Annotated in this window: 9 protein-coding genes; 5 read left to right on the forward strand and 4 right to left on the reverse strand. The window is 57.5% G+C overall.

Annotation, left to right across the window (positions count from 1 at the left end):
• The first annotated feature begins 76 nt into the window (after positions 1-76).
• Both C7123_RS04540 and C7123_RS04545 read left to right on the forward strand, forming a co-directional pair.
• Entirely contained in the window at positions 77-3,253 is a 3,177-nt protein-coding gene (locus C7123_RS04540; protein WP_069175925.1) for a SusC/RagA family TonB-linked outer membrane protein, read from the forward strand.
• Between the two features lie 43 nt (positions 3,254-3,296).
• Positions 3,297-5,039 carry a RagB/SusD family nutrient uptake outer membrane protein gene (locus tag C7123_RS04545; protein ID WP_069176432.1) on the forward strand — a complete coding sequence of 581 codons (1,743 nt, stop codon included), beginning with the start codon at positions 3,297-3,299 and terminating at the stop codon, positions 5,037-5,039.
• Between the two features lie 129 nt (positions 5,040-5,168).
• Here the strand turns inward: C7123_RS04545 and C7123_RS04550 are convergent, their stop codons facing one another.
• Positions 5,169-6,026, reverse strand: coding sequence for an enoyl-ACP reductase FabI (locus C7123_RS04550; protein WP_037981590.1), 858 nt, complete (start codon positions 6,024-6,026; stop codon positions 5,169-5,171).
• 3,444 nt (positions 6,027-9,470) lie between these two features.
• Here C7123_RS04550 and C7123_RS04555 point away from each other — a divergent pair.
• A complete protein-coding gene (locus C7123_RS04555) occupies positions 9,471-11,903 on the forward strand; it encodes a hypothetical protein (RefSeq protein ID WP_107490593.1) in 2,433 nt (810 codons plus the stop codon).
• 1,139 nt (positions 11,904-13,042) lie between these two features.
• Here the strand turns inward: C7123_RS04555 and C7123_RS04560 are convergent.
• The 3 genes from C7123_RS04560 to C7123_RS04570 all read right to left on the reverse strand — a co-directional run bounded on the left by C7123_RS04560 (position 13,043) and on the right by C7123_RS04570 (position 15,062).
• The gene (locus tag C7123_RS04560; RefSeq protein WP_069175926.1) at positions 13,043-13,438 is read right to left on the reverse strand and encodes an HIT family protein; all 396 of its coding nucleotides are present in this window, start codon (positions 13,436-13,438) and stop codon (positions 13,043-13,045) included.
• Positions 13,439-13,464: 26 nt separating this feature from the next.
• Positions 13,465-13,935 (reverse strand): transcription elongation factor GreA, encoded by a 471-nt coding sequence (greA, locus tag C7123_RS04565; RefSeq protein WP_037978834.1) that lies wholly within the window; start codon positions 13,933-13,935, stop codon positions 13,465-13,467.
• Between the two features lie 182 nt (positions 13,936-14,117).
• Positions 14,118-15,062, reverse strand: a complete 945-nt coding sequence (locus tag C7123_RS04570) for a YeiH family protein (RefSeq protein WP_069175927.1) — start codon at positions 15,060-15,062, stop codon at positions 14,118-14,120.
• Between the two features lie 154 nt (positions 15,063-15,216).
• Here C7123_RS04570 and asnA point away from each other — a divergent pair, with 154 nt between their 5' ends.
• Positions 15,217-16,251: an aspartate--ammonia ligase gene (asnA, locus tag C7123_RS04575; RefSeq protein WP_069175928.1), complete on the forward strand. Its 1,035-nt coding sequence runs from the start codon at positions 15,217-15,219 to the stop codon at positions 16,249-16,251.
• Positions 16,252-16,321: 70 nt separating this feature from the next.
• On the forward strand, positions 16,322-17,764 hold the full coding sequence (locus C7123_RS04580; protein WP_069175929.1) for a CCA tRNA nucleotidyltransferase: 1,443 nt from the start codon (positions 16,322-16,324) through the stop codon (positions 17,762-17,764).
• Positions 17,765-17,936 lie beyond the last annotated feature (172 nt).

The raw sequence follows: 17,936 nt of genomic DNA on the forward strand, positions 1-17,936 counted from the left end.
CATAATACCTGTACACTCATAAAGGTGCCCCTTCGATCCCAATAGACACTCCTTCTAAACCAATTATTATAGCAGTATGAAAAAGAGATTAATGATGTTGCTGGCTCTTATCCTGATAGGGACAGGGGCCGCGATGGCGCAGACACAGGCCAGCGGCACTGTGACTGACCAGCAGGGTGAGCCCATGATCGGCGTCACCGTGCATGTGAAAGGCAATACCACGACAGGTACCATCACGGACATCGACGGCAAATTCGCCCTCTCGGTGCCCAAGGGTAGCACGCTGGTTATTTCCTATGTGGGATACAAAACGCAAGAATTACCGGCCACGGCTGGGATGAAGGTCGTCTTGGTGGACGACAACGAGCAGCTCGATGAAGTCATCGTCGTGGCTTACGGTACCTCCAAACGATCGGCCTTTACGGGTTCGGCCACCGTGATCAATTCCGACGCATTGACCAAGAAGCAGGCTACGAACGTGGTGCAGGCCCTGGCCGGACAGGTGGCGGGCCTCCAGATGACGAGTGGCTCGGGTCAGGCCGGTGGCGACGCGCCGACCATGTTGCTCCGCGGTATCGGCTCCATCAACGCCAGTACGGGCCCGCTGATCATCGTCGACGGTGCTCCTTACGACGGCGGTTGGGACAACATCAACCCGGCCGACGTGGAGTCTATCTCCGTGCTGAAAGACGCCGCTTCTAATGCGCTTTACGGTGCACGCGGTGCCAATGGCGTGATCATCATCACGACGAAGAACGCGAAGTCGGGCGAAGCCGTCATCACGGCCTCTGCGAAGTGGGGCGCCAATACACGCGGTACGATCGACTACGATTACATCAAGGATCCCGGACAGTATTACGAGGCACAATACCGCGCACTCTACAACAAGCTCCACTACGTGGACAAGCTCTCAGCCGACGACGCCTATGTGCAGGCCAACCAGGACTTAGTGAGCGGCGTGAAAGAGAAGGGCGGCCTGGCTTACAACGTCTACAGCTATCCCGACGGGCAGTATCTGATCGGTAAGGATGGCAAGCTGAACCCGAACGCGACGCTGGGACGTGTGGTGAACGGTCACATGCTGCTGCCGGACGACTGGACGAAAGAGGCTTACAGCACCTCGCTGCGCCAGGAGTATAACGTGAACGTGACGGGTGGCAACGAAGCGCTGCAGCTCTACTCCTCTTTCGGTTACCTCAAAGACAATGGCGTGCTGCCTAACTCGGGCTATGAGCGCTATTCGGCCCGCGTCAAGGCTTCGCACCAAGCGAAGAAGTGGCTGAAGTATGGCATGAACGTGGGCTATGTCTACAGTACCACGCAAACGCTCTCCGAGTCAGAATCGACCGACCCGACTGCCTTCACGCAAGGCATTGCGCCGATCTACCCCGTCTACTTGCGCGACGCCAACGGCAACATCCGCACCGACGAGAACGGTAAGATGTACGACTATGGTGTGGCTACGGCTGGCCCCAAGCTGGTGCGCCCGGCTTACTCCAACCTCTCGATCCAAACGATGATGCTCGATCTGCAACAGACCAAGGCGCACTCACTGAACGGCAATGCCTTTACAGACATCCTCTTTTCCGACGAACTGAAGTTCACCTTCAACGCCGCTACGTCTGTCTTTGGACAGCGTTACTTCACCTCCGGAAACCCCTTCTATGGCTGGGGCATCGAAGAGAAGGGAAACATTTCGGTCTATCATTATCGCACCACCACGCTCAACCTCCAGCAGTTGCTGAACTACAACCATACCTTCGGCGACAGCCACAACTTCTCCGCTCTCTTGGGGCATGAGTATTACAAGTACAACTACGTGCAACTCTCGGCTTCCAAGAAGAACATGTTCTCTTACTGGGGCAATCATGAGCTGGAAGGCGCCGTGATCGACGGTAAAAAAGCGGACTCTTACGCCACCAACTACAATACCGAAGGCTACTTCTTCCGTGGGCTCTACGACTACAACGGCAAATACTTTGCTTCTGCCTCCTTCCGCCGCGACGCCTCCTCACGCTTCCACCCGAAGCATCGCTGGGGTAACTTCTACTCCCTCGGTGGCGCTTACCTGATCTCGAACGAAGAGTTCTTCAAGTGCAAAGCTTTCGACATGCTCAAGATCAAGTTCTCCATCGGTCAGCAGGGTAACGACAATATCGACGACTTCTACTACACCGACCGCTATGGCATCAACAACAACAACGACGCCCTCTCGCTCTCCTTTAGTGACAAAGGCAAAGAGGATATCACCTGGGAGACGAACACGAACGTCAACCTCGGCGCCGAGTTCGAGCTTTGGAAAGGCAAACTGACGGGCGACGTGGAGCTCTTCTATCGCAAGACGACCGACATGCTCAACTTCTTCACCGTGCCCCCCTCACTGGGTTACAACGGCTATTACGACAACATTGGCGACATGGTTAACAGCGGTGTCGAACTCGACCTCCACTACACGCCCATCAAGCGTAAGGATCTGGTGTGGACCATCAACTTCAACCTGACGCACTACAAGAACAAGATCTCTTACCTGCCCGAAGAGAAGAAGACGAACAACGAGGGCGGATACGAAGGCTATGTGAATGGCATCCGTTACTACGGTGAAGGTCTGCCCATCAACACCTGGCGCATTCATCGCTTTGCAGGTCTGTCTCCCGAAGGCAAGTCGCTGTGGTACTACACCGACAAGACGACCGGCGAAGAGAAGACGACGGACTCTTTCTCTAATGCGGACTATTACCTCTGCGGCGACCCGAACCCAGACCTCTACGGTGGTTTTGGCACCTCACTCAGCTTCCGCGGCTTCGACTTCTCCGCACAGTTCTCCTACTCCGTGGGTGGCAAGATCTACGACTACGGCTATGCAAGCATGATGTCTAACCCGATTGCCTCTTCGGCCAGTGGCTTCCGCCTGCACAAGGACGTCTTCAACGCATGGTCGCCCGAGAACACCAGCTCTGAAATTCCTCGCTGGTACTTCAACGACCTCGACGCCGCTGGACAGTCTGACCGCTTCCTGATCGACGGTAGCTACCTCAACCTCCAGAACATTCAGCTCGGCTATACCGTGCCTGAAAAGCTGACTAAGCGCCTCGGTGGCGTCCGCAACCTGCGCTTCTACGTCACCTGCGACAACATCTACTACTGGTCTAAACGCAAAGGCTTGGATCCGCGCACAACCACCACCGGTAGCACCTCCTCAGCTGGCGTGTCGCCCTATCGCACTTACTCTGCTGGCCTCAGCCTGCAATTCTAAGCCTATCCTCACCCATGTATATCAATAAGAAAGGATGATCACAATGAAAAAGATAACTCTGATCACGAAAGCCCTCGCCTGCTGCGTACTGCTCATGGCAGTCGGCCTGAACAGTTGCATCGAAGAGACTTTTCCCGAGTCGTCTACGGCCACAAAGGATCAAGTCATGAAGTCTAAGAGCGCGATGGAAGCCCTGCAAAACTCCATCGTGGGCTACATCAACGAGTACAATAGTTACGAACGTGACTTGAACTACTACAATGCCTACAACTTCGACTTCGGATACCCCGCTTGGGGTATCATGCGCGATGTGATGTGCGAAGACTTCTACATCTACAGCTCCGACTATGACTACTTCTCCACGTACGGCCTTTGCACCAGCCTCGGTGTGAACAACACAATGAGCTACGTGCTCTACGGCTACTACTTCAAGCTCCTCAAGCGAGCCAACGACCTCGTCGGCTTGATCGACAAAGAGACCACCGACCCGCTCCTGAAGCAGTACGCAGGCGTGGCTCACACCTGTCGCGCGCTGGCTTACCTCGATATGGCACGCCTCTACGAATACAAGAAGACGGGCATCGCCAAACTCGACAACGAAGCGGCCGCCAACAAGGTCTATGGCCTCACCACGCAGCTCGTCACCGAGAAGACCTCCGAGACCGATGCGCGCAATAATCCACGCGTCCCCTTCCAGACGATGTACAAATACATCCTCGACGAACTGGAGACGGCCGGTAACCTCCTCAACGGCTTCACCCGGTCAGCCAAAAACCTGCCCAACTCCGCCGTTGTCGCCGGTTTGAAGGCCCGCACTTGGTTGGAGCTAGGCACACGCTTCGAGAAGTATCCCGCCGATCTGGCCGCCTTCACCGCCGTACGTTCGGACATCACCTCCGCGAAAGACTGCTACGCCAAGGCCGCACAGTTCGCCCGCGAAGCCATCACCGCCAGCGGTGCCCAGCCGTTGACGGAGAGCGATTGGTTCGGTGGCAAGAGCTACACCACGGGCTTCAACTCCATCCTCGCCTCCTCTTGGATGTGGGGTATCATAACCAAAGAGGCCAACGTCTACAGCGCCTACATCAACTTCGCTTCTAACATGTGCCCCGAACAGACCTTCGGCGTGGCTAACGCAACCTATGGAGCCACACGCACCATCAGCAAGGCTCTTTTCGATCAGATCCCCGACGCTGACTGGCGCAAAGCCTCCTGGATCGCACCCGGCGACGCAGGCAAGGCCCCGGGCTCGAAGTATCGCACCCTCCTCACCGACGACGACTTCAAAACGCTGGCTCCCTACGCTGGACTCAAGTTTAAGCCCAACGAAGGCAACATGATCGACTATAAGGTGGGCGCCGCCATGGACTATCCGCTGATGCGCGTCGAGGAGATGTACTTCATCGAGGCCGAAGCACTGGCTGCCAGCCAGGGCGTTGCGGCGGGCGTCTCTGCCTTGGAGAGCTTCATGAAGACGTATCGCTACGACTCCTATAAGTGCTCAGCCACGACCCTGGCCGACTTCCGCAAGGAATTAATGCTCCAAAAACGCATTGAATTCTGGGGCGAAGGCATCATCTTCTGGGATTACAAACGCCTCGAGCTGAAGGTTACCCGCGGATACAAGGACACGAACTGCCCCGTAGGTTACCGCATGAACTCGATCGAGGGATACTGTGCGCCGTGGTTCAACATCTACTTCAATAAGTACGAAACGGACCAGAACAAGGCCATCATCCTCAACCCCGATCCATCGGGCGTAATCTCCGACTGGACGGGCCAATAACCGCCCCAGCCGTCGAATCTAGACTGAAAGAGGCGTCCCGCACCGCAGTGTGTGGGACGCCTCTTTGCTTTGCTCTACCCGTAAATGATCGGGCAGACACCTCCTGTCAGCCCCTCCCCCACTATACCATCAGCCGTAAACGATCTTCCCCGACTCGTCCTTGAACTCCTCGAAGCTCTTGCTATACTGATTCATGGCGCGGAGGCTCATGCCCATGCTCGAGAAGCCACCGTCGTGGAAGAGGTTCTGCATCGTCACTTTACGCGTCAAATCCGAGAACAGGGTCACGCAATAGTCGGCGCAGTCATCCGCCGTAGCGTTGCCTAAGGGACTCATCTTGTCGGCGAAGTCCATCAGGTGATCCATCCCCTTAATGCCGCTTCCGGCCGTAGTGAGCGTCGGCGACTGCGAAATCGTGTTGATGCGTACACCTTTCTCGCGGCCGTAGATGTAACCGAAGCTGCGTGCGATGGACTCCAGGAGACTCTTCGCGTCTGCCATGTCGTTATAGCCAAAGAATGTGCGCTGCGAGGCCACATAGGTCAGGGCGACGATCGATCCGCCCTCCGCTATGGCGTCCTGCTTCTTGGCCACTTGCAGCATCTTGTGGAAGGAGACGGCCGAGATGTCGAGCGTCTTCGAGAGCAGGTCGTAATCCAAATCGTCGTACGTGCGCTTCTTGCGCACATTGGGGCTCATGCCGATGGAGTGGAGCACGAAGTCAATCTTTCCGCCCAAGGCTTGCGTCGACTCCGTGAAGACCGTTTCAAGGTCCGCCACGCTCGTCGCGTCGGCGGGGATCATCGGCGCTTGGAGACGCTCCGCCAGCGCCCGGACTTCGCCCATCCGTATTGCGATCGGTGTATTTGTCAGCGCGATTTGTGCGCCTTCCTCTGCAGCCCGTTCGGCCACTTTCCAAGCGATAGATAAATCGTTGAGGGCGCCAAAAATGATGCCTCTTTTCCCTTTCAATAAATTGTAACTCATTGTTCTTTCCGTGTTTAATTAGAGGCGGCAAAGATAGGTCTGATTTGAGAAGCGTTTTGCCTGTCGCCATTAGTGGAGGTAAGAACGCCCGACCCGCCACGTCTTCCGAAACACGTACCCCCCGAAAACGCACCTCATTTCACCCATCCCAATAAGGATACACCCAAAACCCGCCCGATTTTAGACCCAAACCATCGTCGAGGGGCATTTCGGGGCGTATGCTTTTGCGCCCTACACGGGTACGTGCAAAACCCGCCCGGTCTCATATTTCCGCACACGGATACGCCAAAAACCCGCCCGATTTTAGGTGCAAATCCCCGTCGAGGGGTTTTTCGGGGCGCATGCTTTTGCGCCCCTACACGGATACATGAAAAACCCGGCGGGTTTTAGGCCTAAACCTTCGGCGAGGCTATTTGAGGGGCGTATGCAATACGCCCCTACACGGGTACATGAAAAATTTGGCGGGTTTCACATTCCCGTATCCGTACCCGCCAAAAACGCACCCGATTTCATCCATCCCAATAAGGATACGCCCAAAACCAGCCCTGTTTTATACCCAAATCCTTGACGCAGGACATTTTCGGGGCGTATGCTTTTGCGCCCTACACGGGTACGCGCAAAATTTGGCGGGTTTCATATTTTCGCACACGGATACACCAAAAACGCACCCCGTTTCACCCTCCCCAATAAGGGTACACCCAAAACCCGCCCGGTTTTACACCCAAACCGTCGGCGTGGGACATTTCGGGGCGTATGCTTTTGCGCCCCTACACGGATACATGAAAAACCCGCCCGGTTCCACATTTCCCCATCCGGATACGTCAAAAACGCACCCGATTTCACCCTTCCCAATAGGGATACACCCAAAACCCGTCCGGTTTTAGGCCTAAACCGTCGTCGAGGGGCATTTCGGGGCGTATGCAATACGCCCCGAAATGGGTACGTGAAAAACTTGGCGAGTTCCATACTTCCCGCACGCGTACCCACCAAAAACGCACCCGGTTTTACCTTCTCCAATAAGGATACGCCCAAAACCCGCCCGGTTTTAGGCCCAAATCCTTGGCGAGGGACATTTCGGGGCGTATGCTTTTGCGCCCCTACACGGGTACGTGCAAAATTTGGCGGGTTTCACATTTCCTCATACGGATACACCGAAAACGCACCCCGTTTCACCCTTCCCAATAAGGACAGCCTCAAAACCCACCCTGTTTTAGACCCAGATCCTTGTCGCAGGATATTTGGGGGCGTATGCAATACGCCCCTACACGGGTACGTGAAAAATTTGTCCGGTTTCATATTTCCACACCCGGATGCACCCAAAAACGCACCCGATTTCACCCATTCCAATAAGGATGCACCCAAAACCTGCTCGATTTTAGACCCGAACCTTTGGCGAGGAACATTTCGGGGCGTATGCTTTTGCGCCCCTACACGGGTACGTGCAAAATTTGGCGGGTTTCACATTTCCGCATCTGGATACGCCCAAAACCCACCCGATTTCACCTTTCCCAATAAAGATGCGCCCAAAACCCGCCAGATTTTAGACCCAAAACCTTGTCGCAGGACATTTTCAGGGCGTATGCAATACGCCCCTACACGGATACGTGCAAAATTTGTCCGGTTTCATATTTCCGCATACGGATACGTCAAAAACGCACCCGATTTCACCTTTCCCAATAAGGATACGCCCAAGACCCGCCCGGTTTTACATCCAAACCGTCGGCGAGGAACATTTGGGGGCGTATGCTTTTGCGCCCCTACACGGGTACGTGCAAAATTTAACGGGTTCCACATTTCCCCATCCGGATACACCAAAAACGCACCCGATTTCACCCTCCCCGATAAGGATACACCCAAAACCTGCCCGATTTTAGACCCAAACCTTTGGCGAGGAACATTTGGGGGCGTATGCTTTTGCGCCCCTACACGGGTACGTGCAAAATTTGGCGGGTTTCATATTTCCGCACACGGGTACACCAAAAACGCACCTTTTTTCACCCTTCCCAATAGGGATAGACCCAAAACCTGCCCGATTTTAGGCGCAAACCCCTGTCGCAAGACATTTGGGGGCGTATGCTTTTGCGCCCTACACGGGTACACACAAAATTTGGCGGGTTTCATACCTCCTTACACGGATAAGCCCAAAACGCACCCGGTTTTAGACGCAAACCTTCGGCGCAGGACATTTGGGGGCGTATGCTTTTGCGCCCCTACACGGGTACGTGAAAAACCCGGCGGGTTTCATATTTCCCCACCCGGATACGCCAAAGACCCACCCGATTTCACCTTTCCCAATAGGGATACACCCAAAACCCGCCTGGTTTTAGGCGCAAACCCCTGTCGCAGGACATTTCGGGGCGTATGCAATACGCCCCTACACGGGTACATGAAAAATTTGGCGGGTTTCATATTTCCGCACACGAATACGCCAAAAACGCACCCAGTTTCATACTTCCCAATAGGGATACACCAAAAACGCACCCGGTTTCATATTTCCGCACACGGATACGCCAAAAACGCGCCCGGTTTTAGACCCAAACCTTTGGCGAGGAACATTTGGGAGGCGTATGCTTTTGCGCCCCTACACGGGTATATGAAAAATTTGGCGGGTTTCACATTTTCCCAATAGGGATACGCCAAAAACCTACCCGATTTTACCTTCTCCAATAGGGATACACCAAAAACGTACCCGATTTTACCCTTCCCAATAGGGATACACCCAAAAACCGCCCGATTTTAGACCCAAACCTTTGGCGAGGAACATTTCGGGGCGTATGCTTTTGCGCCCTACACGGGTACGTGCAAAATTTGACGGGTTTCATATTCCCGCACACGACATAGCCTGAAACCCGACGGGTTTTGGACTTTGCCACACGACATAGCGCGAAACCCGGCGAGTTTTGGACTTTGCCACACGACATAGCGCGAAACCCGGCGGGTTTTGGACTTTGTCACACGACATAGCCTGAAACCCGGCGGGTTTTGGACTTTGCCACTCGACATGACGCGAAACCCGGCGGGTTTTGGACTTTGCCACTCGACATGGCGTGAAACCCGGCGGGTTTTTAACTTTGCCACACGACATAGCCCAAAACCCGGCGGGTTTTTCACATTGCCACACGTTTGAGTGAAACCCGGCGGGTTTTACTCACCCCAAAATCAAAATCGACTCTACGCGGAGGCGGGAATCGCGCACAGCACAGGATCGAAAGGCGGCCGAGGGTACTTTTTTCGCCCCCTCACAGCGCCGACCCGAAAAACGCTCCGCCGAATAGACCCCGACAGGCGTTGGCGGGCGAAAAGGGTCGCGGTTTTTTACCTACGTTTGCGCCCCAAAACCAAACAAATAGGCCGGGGAATCCGCCTCTGAATCGCGCCCACAGCGGGCCGCTTTTCTGACCGAATCCGACGACATTTATACGACATCAAATTAGTTTTTCAAATATGAATGAGGCAATCAAGAAGGGATGGCCGCACGTGGTGGTGGTGATCCTGTTTTTCGCGCTCGCAGCGATCTATTTCGCACCTGAACTGTTCGACGGTAAGGGGCTGGTGCAAGGCGACGTAAACAGCGCTCAGGGCTGGGGAAAAGACATCGCGGATCACTATCTGAAAACCGGCGAGCACGCCTACTGGTCGGCGCGCATGTTCGGCGGCATGCCGCATAACTACACGAATAGCGCGCCGATAGTAAACATCTTTGACTATCTGAGCCGCTTCCTGGCGTACACCTTGCCGGGCAACGCGCTGCTTGTGCTGCTCTATTTGGTAGGGTTCTACGTGTTTATGATCGCGCTGGGGTGTCGCCCGGGCCTGGCCGCGGTGGGAGCTGTGGCCTACGCCTTCGCGTCGTACAATCTGATCATCATTGAGGCCGGCCACGTCAATAAGTGCCTCGTCATGTCGACGATGGCGCCGATCCTGGGCGGCGTGATCCTCTGCTATCGCGGGCGGCTGCTCTGGGGCAGCTTGGTGACCCTGTTTTTCACCGGGCTCAACGTCCTGTGGAGTCATCAGCAGATCAGCTATTACCTATTGATTATGATGTTCGTTTTGGCCCTCACCTACCTGATCTTTGCGATTCGCAACCACACGTTGGGCGCCTACCTCAAGTCGTCCGCCGTGCTCCTCGTGGTAGGCCTGCTGGCCGTGGCACCAGCCGCCGGACAGCTCATCAGCTCAGCCGACTATGTGAAGGAATCCATGCGCGGGGGGGCGGTGCTGAAGAACAATGCGGAGGGTCAAAAAGAAAGCTCGGGGCTCGAGATCGACTATGCCTACATGTGGAGCTACGGCCGGGGCGAGACCATGACGCTGCTCATCCCCAACTTCTACGGCTCGGATTCGCATCATAACATCGGCACCGACTCGCACACGTACCGCTTCTTTTCCGATCATGGGCAGGCGGATCAGGGGCGCCAGTTTACGCGCTTCGCCCCGATGTACTGGGGCGATCAACCCTTCACGAGCGGGCCGGTGTATGTCGGGGCCATCATCTGCTTCCTTTTCGTGCTCGGACTCTTGATCGTGAAGGGGCCTGAGCGCTGGTGGCTGCTGGCCGTGACGCTCATTTCGATTCTCCTCTCGTGGGGCAAAAATGCAGGCATCAACGAGTTCTTCTTCTATCATTTGCCGCTCTACAACAAGTTCCGAACGCCTTCCATGGCGCTTGTGGTGGCCGAAGTTTCGATGGCGGCCCTGGCCATCCTGGCCGTCAAGCGCATCCTCGAGGCGGACGACAAACGTGCCCTGTTGCGCCCGCTCTACATCGCCGCTGGCCTCTCCGGGGGCCTTTGCCTACTCTACGCCCTGCTTGGGGGCGGACTGATGAGCTTTTCGGGCCCAGCCGACGAGCAGTTTAAGCAATACCCCGACTTGCTGATGGCGCTCGTGGCCGATCGGCAAGGCATGCTCTCGGCCGATGCCTGGCGTTCGTTTGGGTTCATCGCTGCGGTGGCTGCGCTGCTATTCATTTATCTGAAGAAGCCTTTTAACGCGAATTACGTGGTGGCCGTGATCGGGCTGCTCGTTTTTGCTGATCTCTGGGCCGTGGATAAGCGCTTTTTGAATTACGAGGACTTTGTGCCGCAGCGCCAAGCACGCGAAATCGTAGCCACGGAGGCGGACAAGCAAATCCTGCAGGACAAGGATCCGAACTATCGGGTTTTGAACCTGACCAAGAGTACGTTTAACGAATCCGAGACGTCGTACTTTCATAAGTCCGTCGGAGGTTATAGCCCCGCCAAGTTGCGCCGCTATCAGGATATTATCGACTATCATTTTGCGGCTAAGGGGATCAATCCGAACGTTTTGAACATGCTCAACACGCGTTACGTGATCGTCCCCACGGATCAAGGGCCGCAGGTGCAGCGTAACCCCGGCGCCCCCGGATGCGTTTGGTTCGTCAACGAGATTCGCTGGGTCAACTCGCCCGACGAGGAAATCGTGGCCCTGAACGACTTCAACCCCGTGCGCACGGCCGTCATCGATAAGGCGTGGCAGGCCGACCTGCCATCGTGGCAGCAACTGGCCTCGAGCGACAGCGCCGCCACGATTCGCCTGACGGATTACCCGGCGCCCGACCGCCTGCTCTACGAGAGCCAGAGCGCCTCGCCGCGTTTGGCAGTCTTCTCGGAGGTGTTCTACAAAACGTGGCACGCCTACATCGACGGCCGTGAGGTGAAGCCCATCCGTGTGGATTACATCCTGCGTGGGCTGGAGATCCCCGCGGGCACGCACAAGATTGAGTTCCGCTGCGTGGACGATGTCTATCTGCGCAGCGCACGGATCTCGCTCATCGCATCGATTGTAGTCGGCGTCGTCTTTCTGGCCCTGCTCGGGATGGCCGTCCGCAACGCGGTGGTTCGGAAAGCCTGACGAAAAATCAGGTCACCCAATCGGTGAGCGTCGGAGCGCAACAGCCCACGCCCCCAGCACCCCGCCGAGGTGAAAAGCCTGACGGAAAATCAGGTCGCCCAATCGGTGGGCGTCGGAGCGCAACGGCCGACGCTCCCAGCACCTCGCCGAGGCGGAAGGCCTGACGGAAAATCAGGTCGCCCAATCGGTGAGAATCGGGGCGCAACGACCGACGCCCCCAGCAACCCGCCGAGGCGGAAAGCCTGACAGAAAATCAGGTCGCCCAATCGGTGGGCGTCGGAGCGCAACGGCCGACGCTCCCAGCACCTCGCCGAGGCGAAAGGCCTGACGGAAAATCAGGTCGCCCAATTGGTGGGCGTCGGAGCGCAACGGTCGACACCCCCAGCACCCCGCCAAGCCGGAAGGCCTGACGAAAAATCAGGTCGCCCAATCGGTGGGCGTCGGAGCGCAACGGCCGACGCCCCCAACACCTCGCCGAGGCGAAAGGCCTGACGGAAAATCAGGTCGCCCAATCGGTGGGCGTCGGGGCGCAACAGCCGACGCCCCCAGCACCTCGCCGAGGCGGAAAGCCTGACGGAAAATCAGGTCGCCCAATCGGTGGGCGTCGGAGCGCAACGGCCCACGCACCCAACACCTCGCCGAGGCGGAAAGCCTGACGAAAAATCAGGTCGCCCAATCGGTGAGCGTCGGAGCGCAACGGTCGACGCCCCCAGCACCCCGCCAAGGCGGAAAGCCTGACGAAAAATCAGGTCGCCCAATCGGTGGGCGTCGGGGCGCAACGGTCGACGCCCCCAACACCCCGCCGAGGCGGAAGGCCTGACGGAAAATCAGGTCGCCCAATCGGTGGGCGTCGGGGCGCAACGTCCGACGCTCCCAGCACCTCGCCAAGACGGAAAGCCTGACGAAAAATCAGGTCGCCCAATCGATGGGCGTCGGGGCGCAACGGCCGACGCTCCCAACACCTCGCCGAGGCAGGAGGCCTGACGGGCAGCACGATTCGGAAAATCATCACGAAAACCACCCGACACGACGGGTGGCATACAAAAAAGTCCTGCCGGATGAAGGGGAACGGATTCCCTTTCGTCCGGCAGGACTCTTTTTTGAGGCCACACCGCGTGCAGCCTGCTTGGCGCGACCGGTTAGGCCAGCTTTTCGCGAATCGCAGCCGCGGTGGCGGCCAGTTCGTCATTCGTCGGTGTGCCCTTGGGCCGATCGAAGTACATATCGGACTCGTGCGTGATGGGCACCAGGTGAATGTGCGCATGCGGCACCTCAAGCCCAATGACGGTCAGGCCAATGCGCCGGCAGGGGATGGCCTGCTCTTGCGCCCGTGCGATCCGTTTGGCGAAAGCCATCATGCGGCCGAGCTTCGCGTCGTCGATGGCGAAGAGGTAGTCCACCTCCTCTTTCGGAATGACCAACGTGTGCCCCGTAGCTACGGGATGAATGTCGAGAAAGGCGAAGAACTCGCTGTCCTCCGCGATCTTGTGGCAGGGTATCTCGCCCGCCACGATTTTGCTGAATACAGTTGCCATGATGCGTAAATGGGTGAGTTAGGGGTTCAGATCGAAATCTCCATGATCTCGAATTTGAGGATGCCAGAGGGCACCTTGATTTCAGCCACATCGCCGACCTTTTTTCCCATCAAGCCTTGGGCGATGGGGGTACTGATGGCGAGTTTGTTTTCCTTGAGGTTGGCCTCCGAGTCCGACACGAGGGTGTAGGTCATCACGGCGCCGTTGGCTACGTTTTTGAGCTTCACTTTGTTCATGATCTGCACTACGTCTGTCTTGATTTGCTTCTCATCGATCAGACGCGCGTTGGCGATAAGCCCTTTGAGCTGGGCGATCTTTCCTTCGAGTATTCCTTGCGCCTCCTTGGCGGCGTCATACTCTGCATTCTCGGAGAGGTCTCCTTTGTCCCGAGCCTCGGCTATCTGCGCTGAGATCTCCGGACGTTTTACGCTCTCCAGGTAGTTGATTTCGGCCAAAATCTTATTGTAGCCTTCTTCTGTCATGTACGTAACAGCCATGTCTTACAGTCTCCTTCTTTTTGGGTTGATGATTTGTTCAGTAAAAAAAAGAATCCCGGCCGAGGCGTTGTTCAACCAGCCGGAATCCCTTGTTGTCAGTCAAAATGTTTCGGGGGCAAAGATAGATCGATAATCGAGGCGCTACGGGAGGGTGGTGCAAGTGGCGTCACACCGTACGCCAATCAATAATAGAGACATACGAACGTCAGGCTAATGGCGCCGATGAAGAACCAGAGTGCGATGCCCTGCATGAAGGGACGGACGCCCACGGTCCGCAGTGTGGCGCGTGAGAGGCCGGCGCCAATGAAGAAAAGCGTCAGTGTGAGGCACTGTCGGGCTACACGCACGATGGTCGAGCCCACCTCCGCCGGGATACCGAGGTAAGTATTGGCCGTCATGGCCAGTACGAAGCAGAGGATGAACCACGGAATCGAGATGCGTTCGTTGCGGGCATGGAAATGAAAGGCGGTGTAGAGTGAAAGGGGGATGATCCACAGGGCGCGAGTGAGCTTCACAGTGGTTGCGATACGCAGGGCCTCGTCGCCATAGGCCGCCCCGGCACCGACTACGGAGCTGGTGTCGTGGATGGCGATGGCGGCCCAGGTGCCGAACTGCTGCTGGGTGAGCCCAAGCAAATGGCCCAGCGGAGGGAAGAGGAAAAGTGCCACAGCGTTCAGCACGAAGATGGTGGCTAAGGAGACGGACATCTGGGCCTCGTTCGCCTTGGCGATCGGACCCGTGGCGGCGATGGCGCTGCCGCCGCAGATGGCTGTACCGCTGGAGATGAGGTAAGCCGTCTGACGATCGACCCGGAAAAGGCGCCCGAAGAGGATGCCAACGGCCATCACGCCCACGACAGAGAAGATGGTGAAGACGATACCGTCTGCCCCGGCCCGGAGCGACTCGCTCAGGTTCATGCCAAAGCCAAGCCCCACGACGGAGACTTGCAGCAGATAGCGAGATGCTCGACGGTTAAAGGCGGGGAAGGGTGAGCCGAGGAAGAAGGCAAAAACAAGCCCGGCAAAGAGCGCTACCGGTGGCGTAACCCACGGCGTGAGGCAAAGGAAAGCGACCAAGATGTAGACATACCCGGCGTAACGGGAGGCTTGAGGTGCATTTGTTTTCATGCGTAAATCGTATTGTTTGCGTAAAAAATGATGGGGCCAAAAGTAGCCCATCCCCCTTTTACCTTTGCGCGCGAATAGCGGGCAGCGCTTGATGCTGCCTCTACTCCTAACTCCTCATCCCTAATTATAACTACCCTCAAACTACTTGTAGACAATGAACCTCTACCTCCCCCCCGACTATCGCCCCATGCTGCCTACGGAAGGCATGGAGGACGCCATCAAGCTGCTCAAGCAAACCTTCCAAGCCGAACTCGCCGAGGCCCTCAGCCTCCGACGCGTCACGGCGCCCCTCTTCGTCTTTGCCGATTCGGGTCTGAACGACAACCTCAACGGCGTGGAGCGCCCCGTATCGTTCCCCATCAAAGACATGGGCGACCGACGTGCCGAGGTGGTGCACTCACTGGCCAAGTGGAAGCGCATGAAGCTGGCCGCCTATCGCATCCCTCCCGGCCAAGGGCTCTACACGGATATGAACGCTATCCGCGCCGACGAGGAGCTGGATAACATCCACTCGCTCTACGTCGATCAATGGGACTGGGAGCGCACTATCCGCCCGGAGGATCGCACGGTGGAGTTCCTCTCTGACATCGTCCGCCGCATCTACGGCGCCCTGCTGGCCACCGAGGCCGTGACGCACCGCACCTTCCCACACATCCCGCCCACGCTGCCCCGAGAGATCACGTTCGTGCACGCCGAAGAGCTCCGCGCTGAATTCCCCGACCTAAGCCCCAAGGAGCGCGAGCGTGAGGCCGCCCGACGCTACGGTGCCGTCTTCATTCGCGGCATCGGCGGCCCCCTGGCCGACGGCTCGCGTCACGACGGCCGCGCCCCTGACTACGACGATTGGTCTGCCCCCACGCCCGACGGTCTCCATGGCCTCAATGGCGACATTCTGGTTTGGAACGCTGTGCTCGACGCACCGCTGGAGCTCTCCTCAATGGGCATCCGTGTCGATCCCGCGGCACTGCTCCGTCAGTTGGAGATGACCGGCTGCATGGATCGCCTTGCGTTGCCCTTCCACCGCGCCCTGGCAGCCGGCGAAATGCCCCCCGCAGTGGGCGGTGGCATCGGTCAGTCGCGGCTCTGCATGTACCTCCTTCGCTGCGCCCACATCGGTGAGGTACAGGCTGCGCTGTGGCCTGAAGTGATGGTGGCCCGTTGCGCCGAAGCTGGCGTCACGCTGCGGTAACTCATGACTGGGCTTTCATCCGTGGCAAGGGTGGCATCTATCTTTGCCGCCCTTTGAAAATGACAGACAGATGATGTATTACGAAGAAGATATTGCGGAGGCGCTGGCCGGGCAACCCTTCCCGATGATCGGGGAGGAAGCCGACAGGCTGGGGCTGGAGACGTATGTGATCGGTGGCTATGTGCGCGATCTGATCCTTAGGCGACCGTCGAAGGATATCGACGTAGTGACCGTCGGCAGTGGCATCGAGCTGGCACGGGCCGTAGCGCGGAGGCTGGGACGACGGGCGCACCTCAGTGTGTTCAAGAACTTCGGCACGGCACAGGTGAAACTGGGCGACAGCGAGATCGAATTCGTCGGGGCACGGCGCGAGTCGTACCGCCGCGACAGCCGCAAACCGATCGTCGAGGACGGCACGCTGGAGGACGATCAGAACCGACGCGACTTCACCATCAATGCCCTTGCGCTCTGCCTGAACGATGGGCGATACGGCGAATTGGTCGACCCCTTCGGGGGGCTGGACGATCTGGAGGCGCTGCGCATCGTCACTCCGCGCGACCCGGACGTGACCTTCAGCGACGACCCGCTGCGCATGATGCGTGCCGTGCGATTCGCCTCGCAACTGGGCTTCGACCTCGATCCGGAGACCTTCGACGCCATCGCCCGCAACCGCGAACGCATCGCCATCATATCCAAGGAGCGCATCGCCGACGAGCTGAACAAGATCATGCTCTCGCCCAAGCCCTCGATCGGCTTCGACCTGCTCGACAAGTGCGGCCTGCTGGAGCTGATCTTCCCCGAGCTATGCGCACTGAAAGGGGCAGAGACGCGCGAAGGGATCGGCCATAAGGACAACTTCGCACACACGCTGACGGTCGTCGACCGGCTGAGCCGCACCTCGGACGACCTCTGGCTGCGCTGGGCCGCGCTGCTGCACGACATCGGTAAGCCGGCCACGAAGCGGTTCGATTACAAGCTCGGGTGGACGTTTCACAACCACGAGCTGGTGGGCGAGCGCATGGTGCCGCGCATCTTCCGACGGATGAAGTTGCCGATGAACGAGAAGATGAAGTTTGTGCAAAAGATGGTGCTGCTCCACATGCGGCCGATCAGCCTGGCGGACGACGAGGTGACGGATTCGGCCGTGCGGCGCCTGCTCTTCGAGGCGGGCGACGATGTGGACAACCTGATGAAGCTCTGCGAAGCGGACATCACGAGCAAGAACCCGGAGAAGGTGCGCCGCTTCCTGAACAACTTCCGCCTGGTGCGCGAGAAGATGGCCGTGATCGAGGAGAAGGACCGCGTGCGCAACTTCCAGCCGCCCGTCACGGGCGAGGAGATCATGGCGGCGTTCGGACTCGCGCCGTCGCGCCCCGTAGGCGTGCTCAAGGAGGCGATCAAGAACGCCATCCTCGACGGCGTGATCCCCAACGAACGCGACGCCGCCCTCCAGTTCATGTACGACCGCGCCGCACGGATGGGCCTCAAGCGGGTTGAGTCGTTGAATTGTTGAGGGGTTGAATTGTTGAGGCTCGCTGGCGTTCGCCGGTTGAATTGTTGAATTGTTGAGTTGCTGAGGCTCGCTGCGCGAGCTTGTTTAGTTGTGTAAGGGTAAACAGGCGCCTGTTTAGAGTCCTGCATTTTGTGTAATGCCAAACAGGCGCCTGTTTGGGGCCATGCAATTT

The organism is Tannerella serpentiformis (assembly GCF_003033925.1).
In the GTDB taxonomy this organism is placed as follows: Bacteria; Bacteroidota; Bacteroidia; order Bacteroidales; family Tannerellaceae; genus Tannerella; species Tannerella serpentiformis.

Bases quoted from the DNA above. Each gene is read 5' to 3' on its own strand.
- C7123_RS04540 (WP_069175925.1), top strand. From the start codon at position 77: ATGAAAAAGAGATTAATGATGTTGCTGGCTCTTATCCTGATAGGGACA.
- C7123_RS04545 (WP_069176432.1), top strand. From the start codon at position 3,297: ATGAAAAAGATAACTCTGATCACGAAAGCCCTCGCCTGCTGCGTACTG.
- C7123_RS04550 (WP_037981590.1), bottom strand. From the start codon at position 6,026: ATGAGTTACAATTTATTGAAAGGGAAAAGAGGCATCATTTTTGGCGCC.
- C7123_RS04555 (WP_107490593.1), top strand. From the start codon at position 9,471: ATGAATGAGGCAATCAAGAAGGGATGGCCGCACGTGGTGGTGGTGATC.
- C7123_RS04560 (WP_069175926.1), bottom strand. From the start codon at position 13,438: ATGGCAACTGTATTCAGCAAAATCGTGGCGGGCGAGATACCCTGCCAC.
- greA (WP_037978834.1), bottom strand. From the start codon at position 13,935: ATGGCTGTTACGTACATGACAGAAGAAGGCTACAATAAGATTTTGGCC.
- C7123_RS04570 (WP_069175927.1), bottom strand. From the start codon at position 15,062: ATGAAAACAAATGCACCTCAAGCCTCCCGTTACGCCGGGTATGTCTAC.
- asnA (WP_069175928.1), top strand. From the start codon at position 15,217: ATGAACCTCTACCTCCCCCCCGACTATCGCCCCATGCTGCCTACGGAA.
- C7123_RS04580 (WP_069175929.1), top strand. From the start codon at position 16,322: ATGATGTATTACGAAGAAGATATTGCGGAGGCGCTGGCCGGGCAACCC.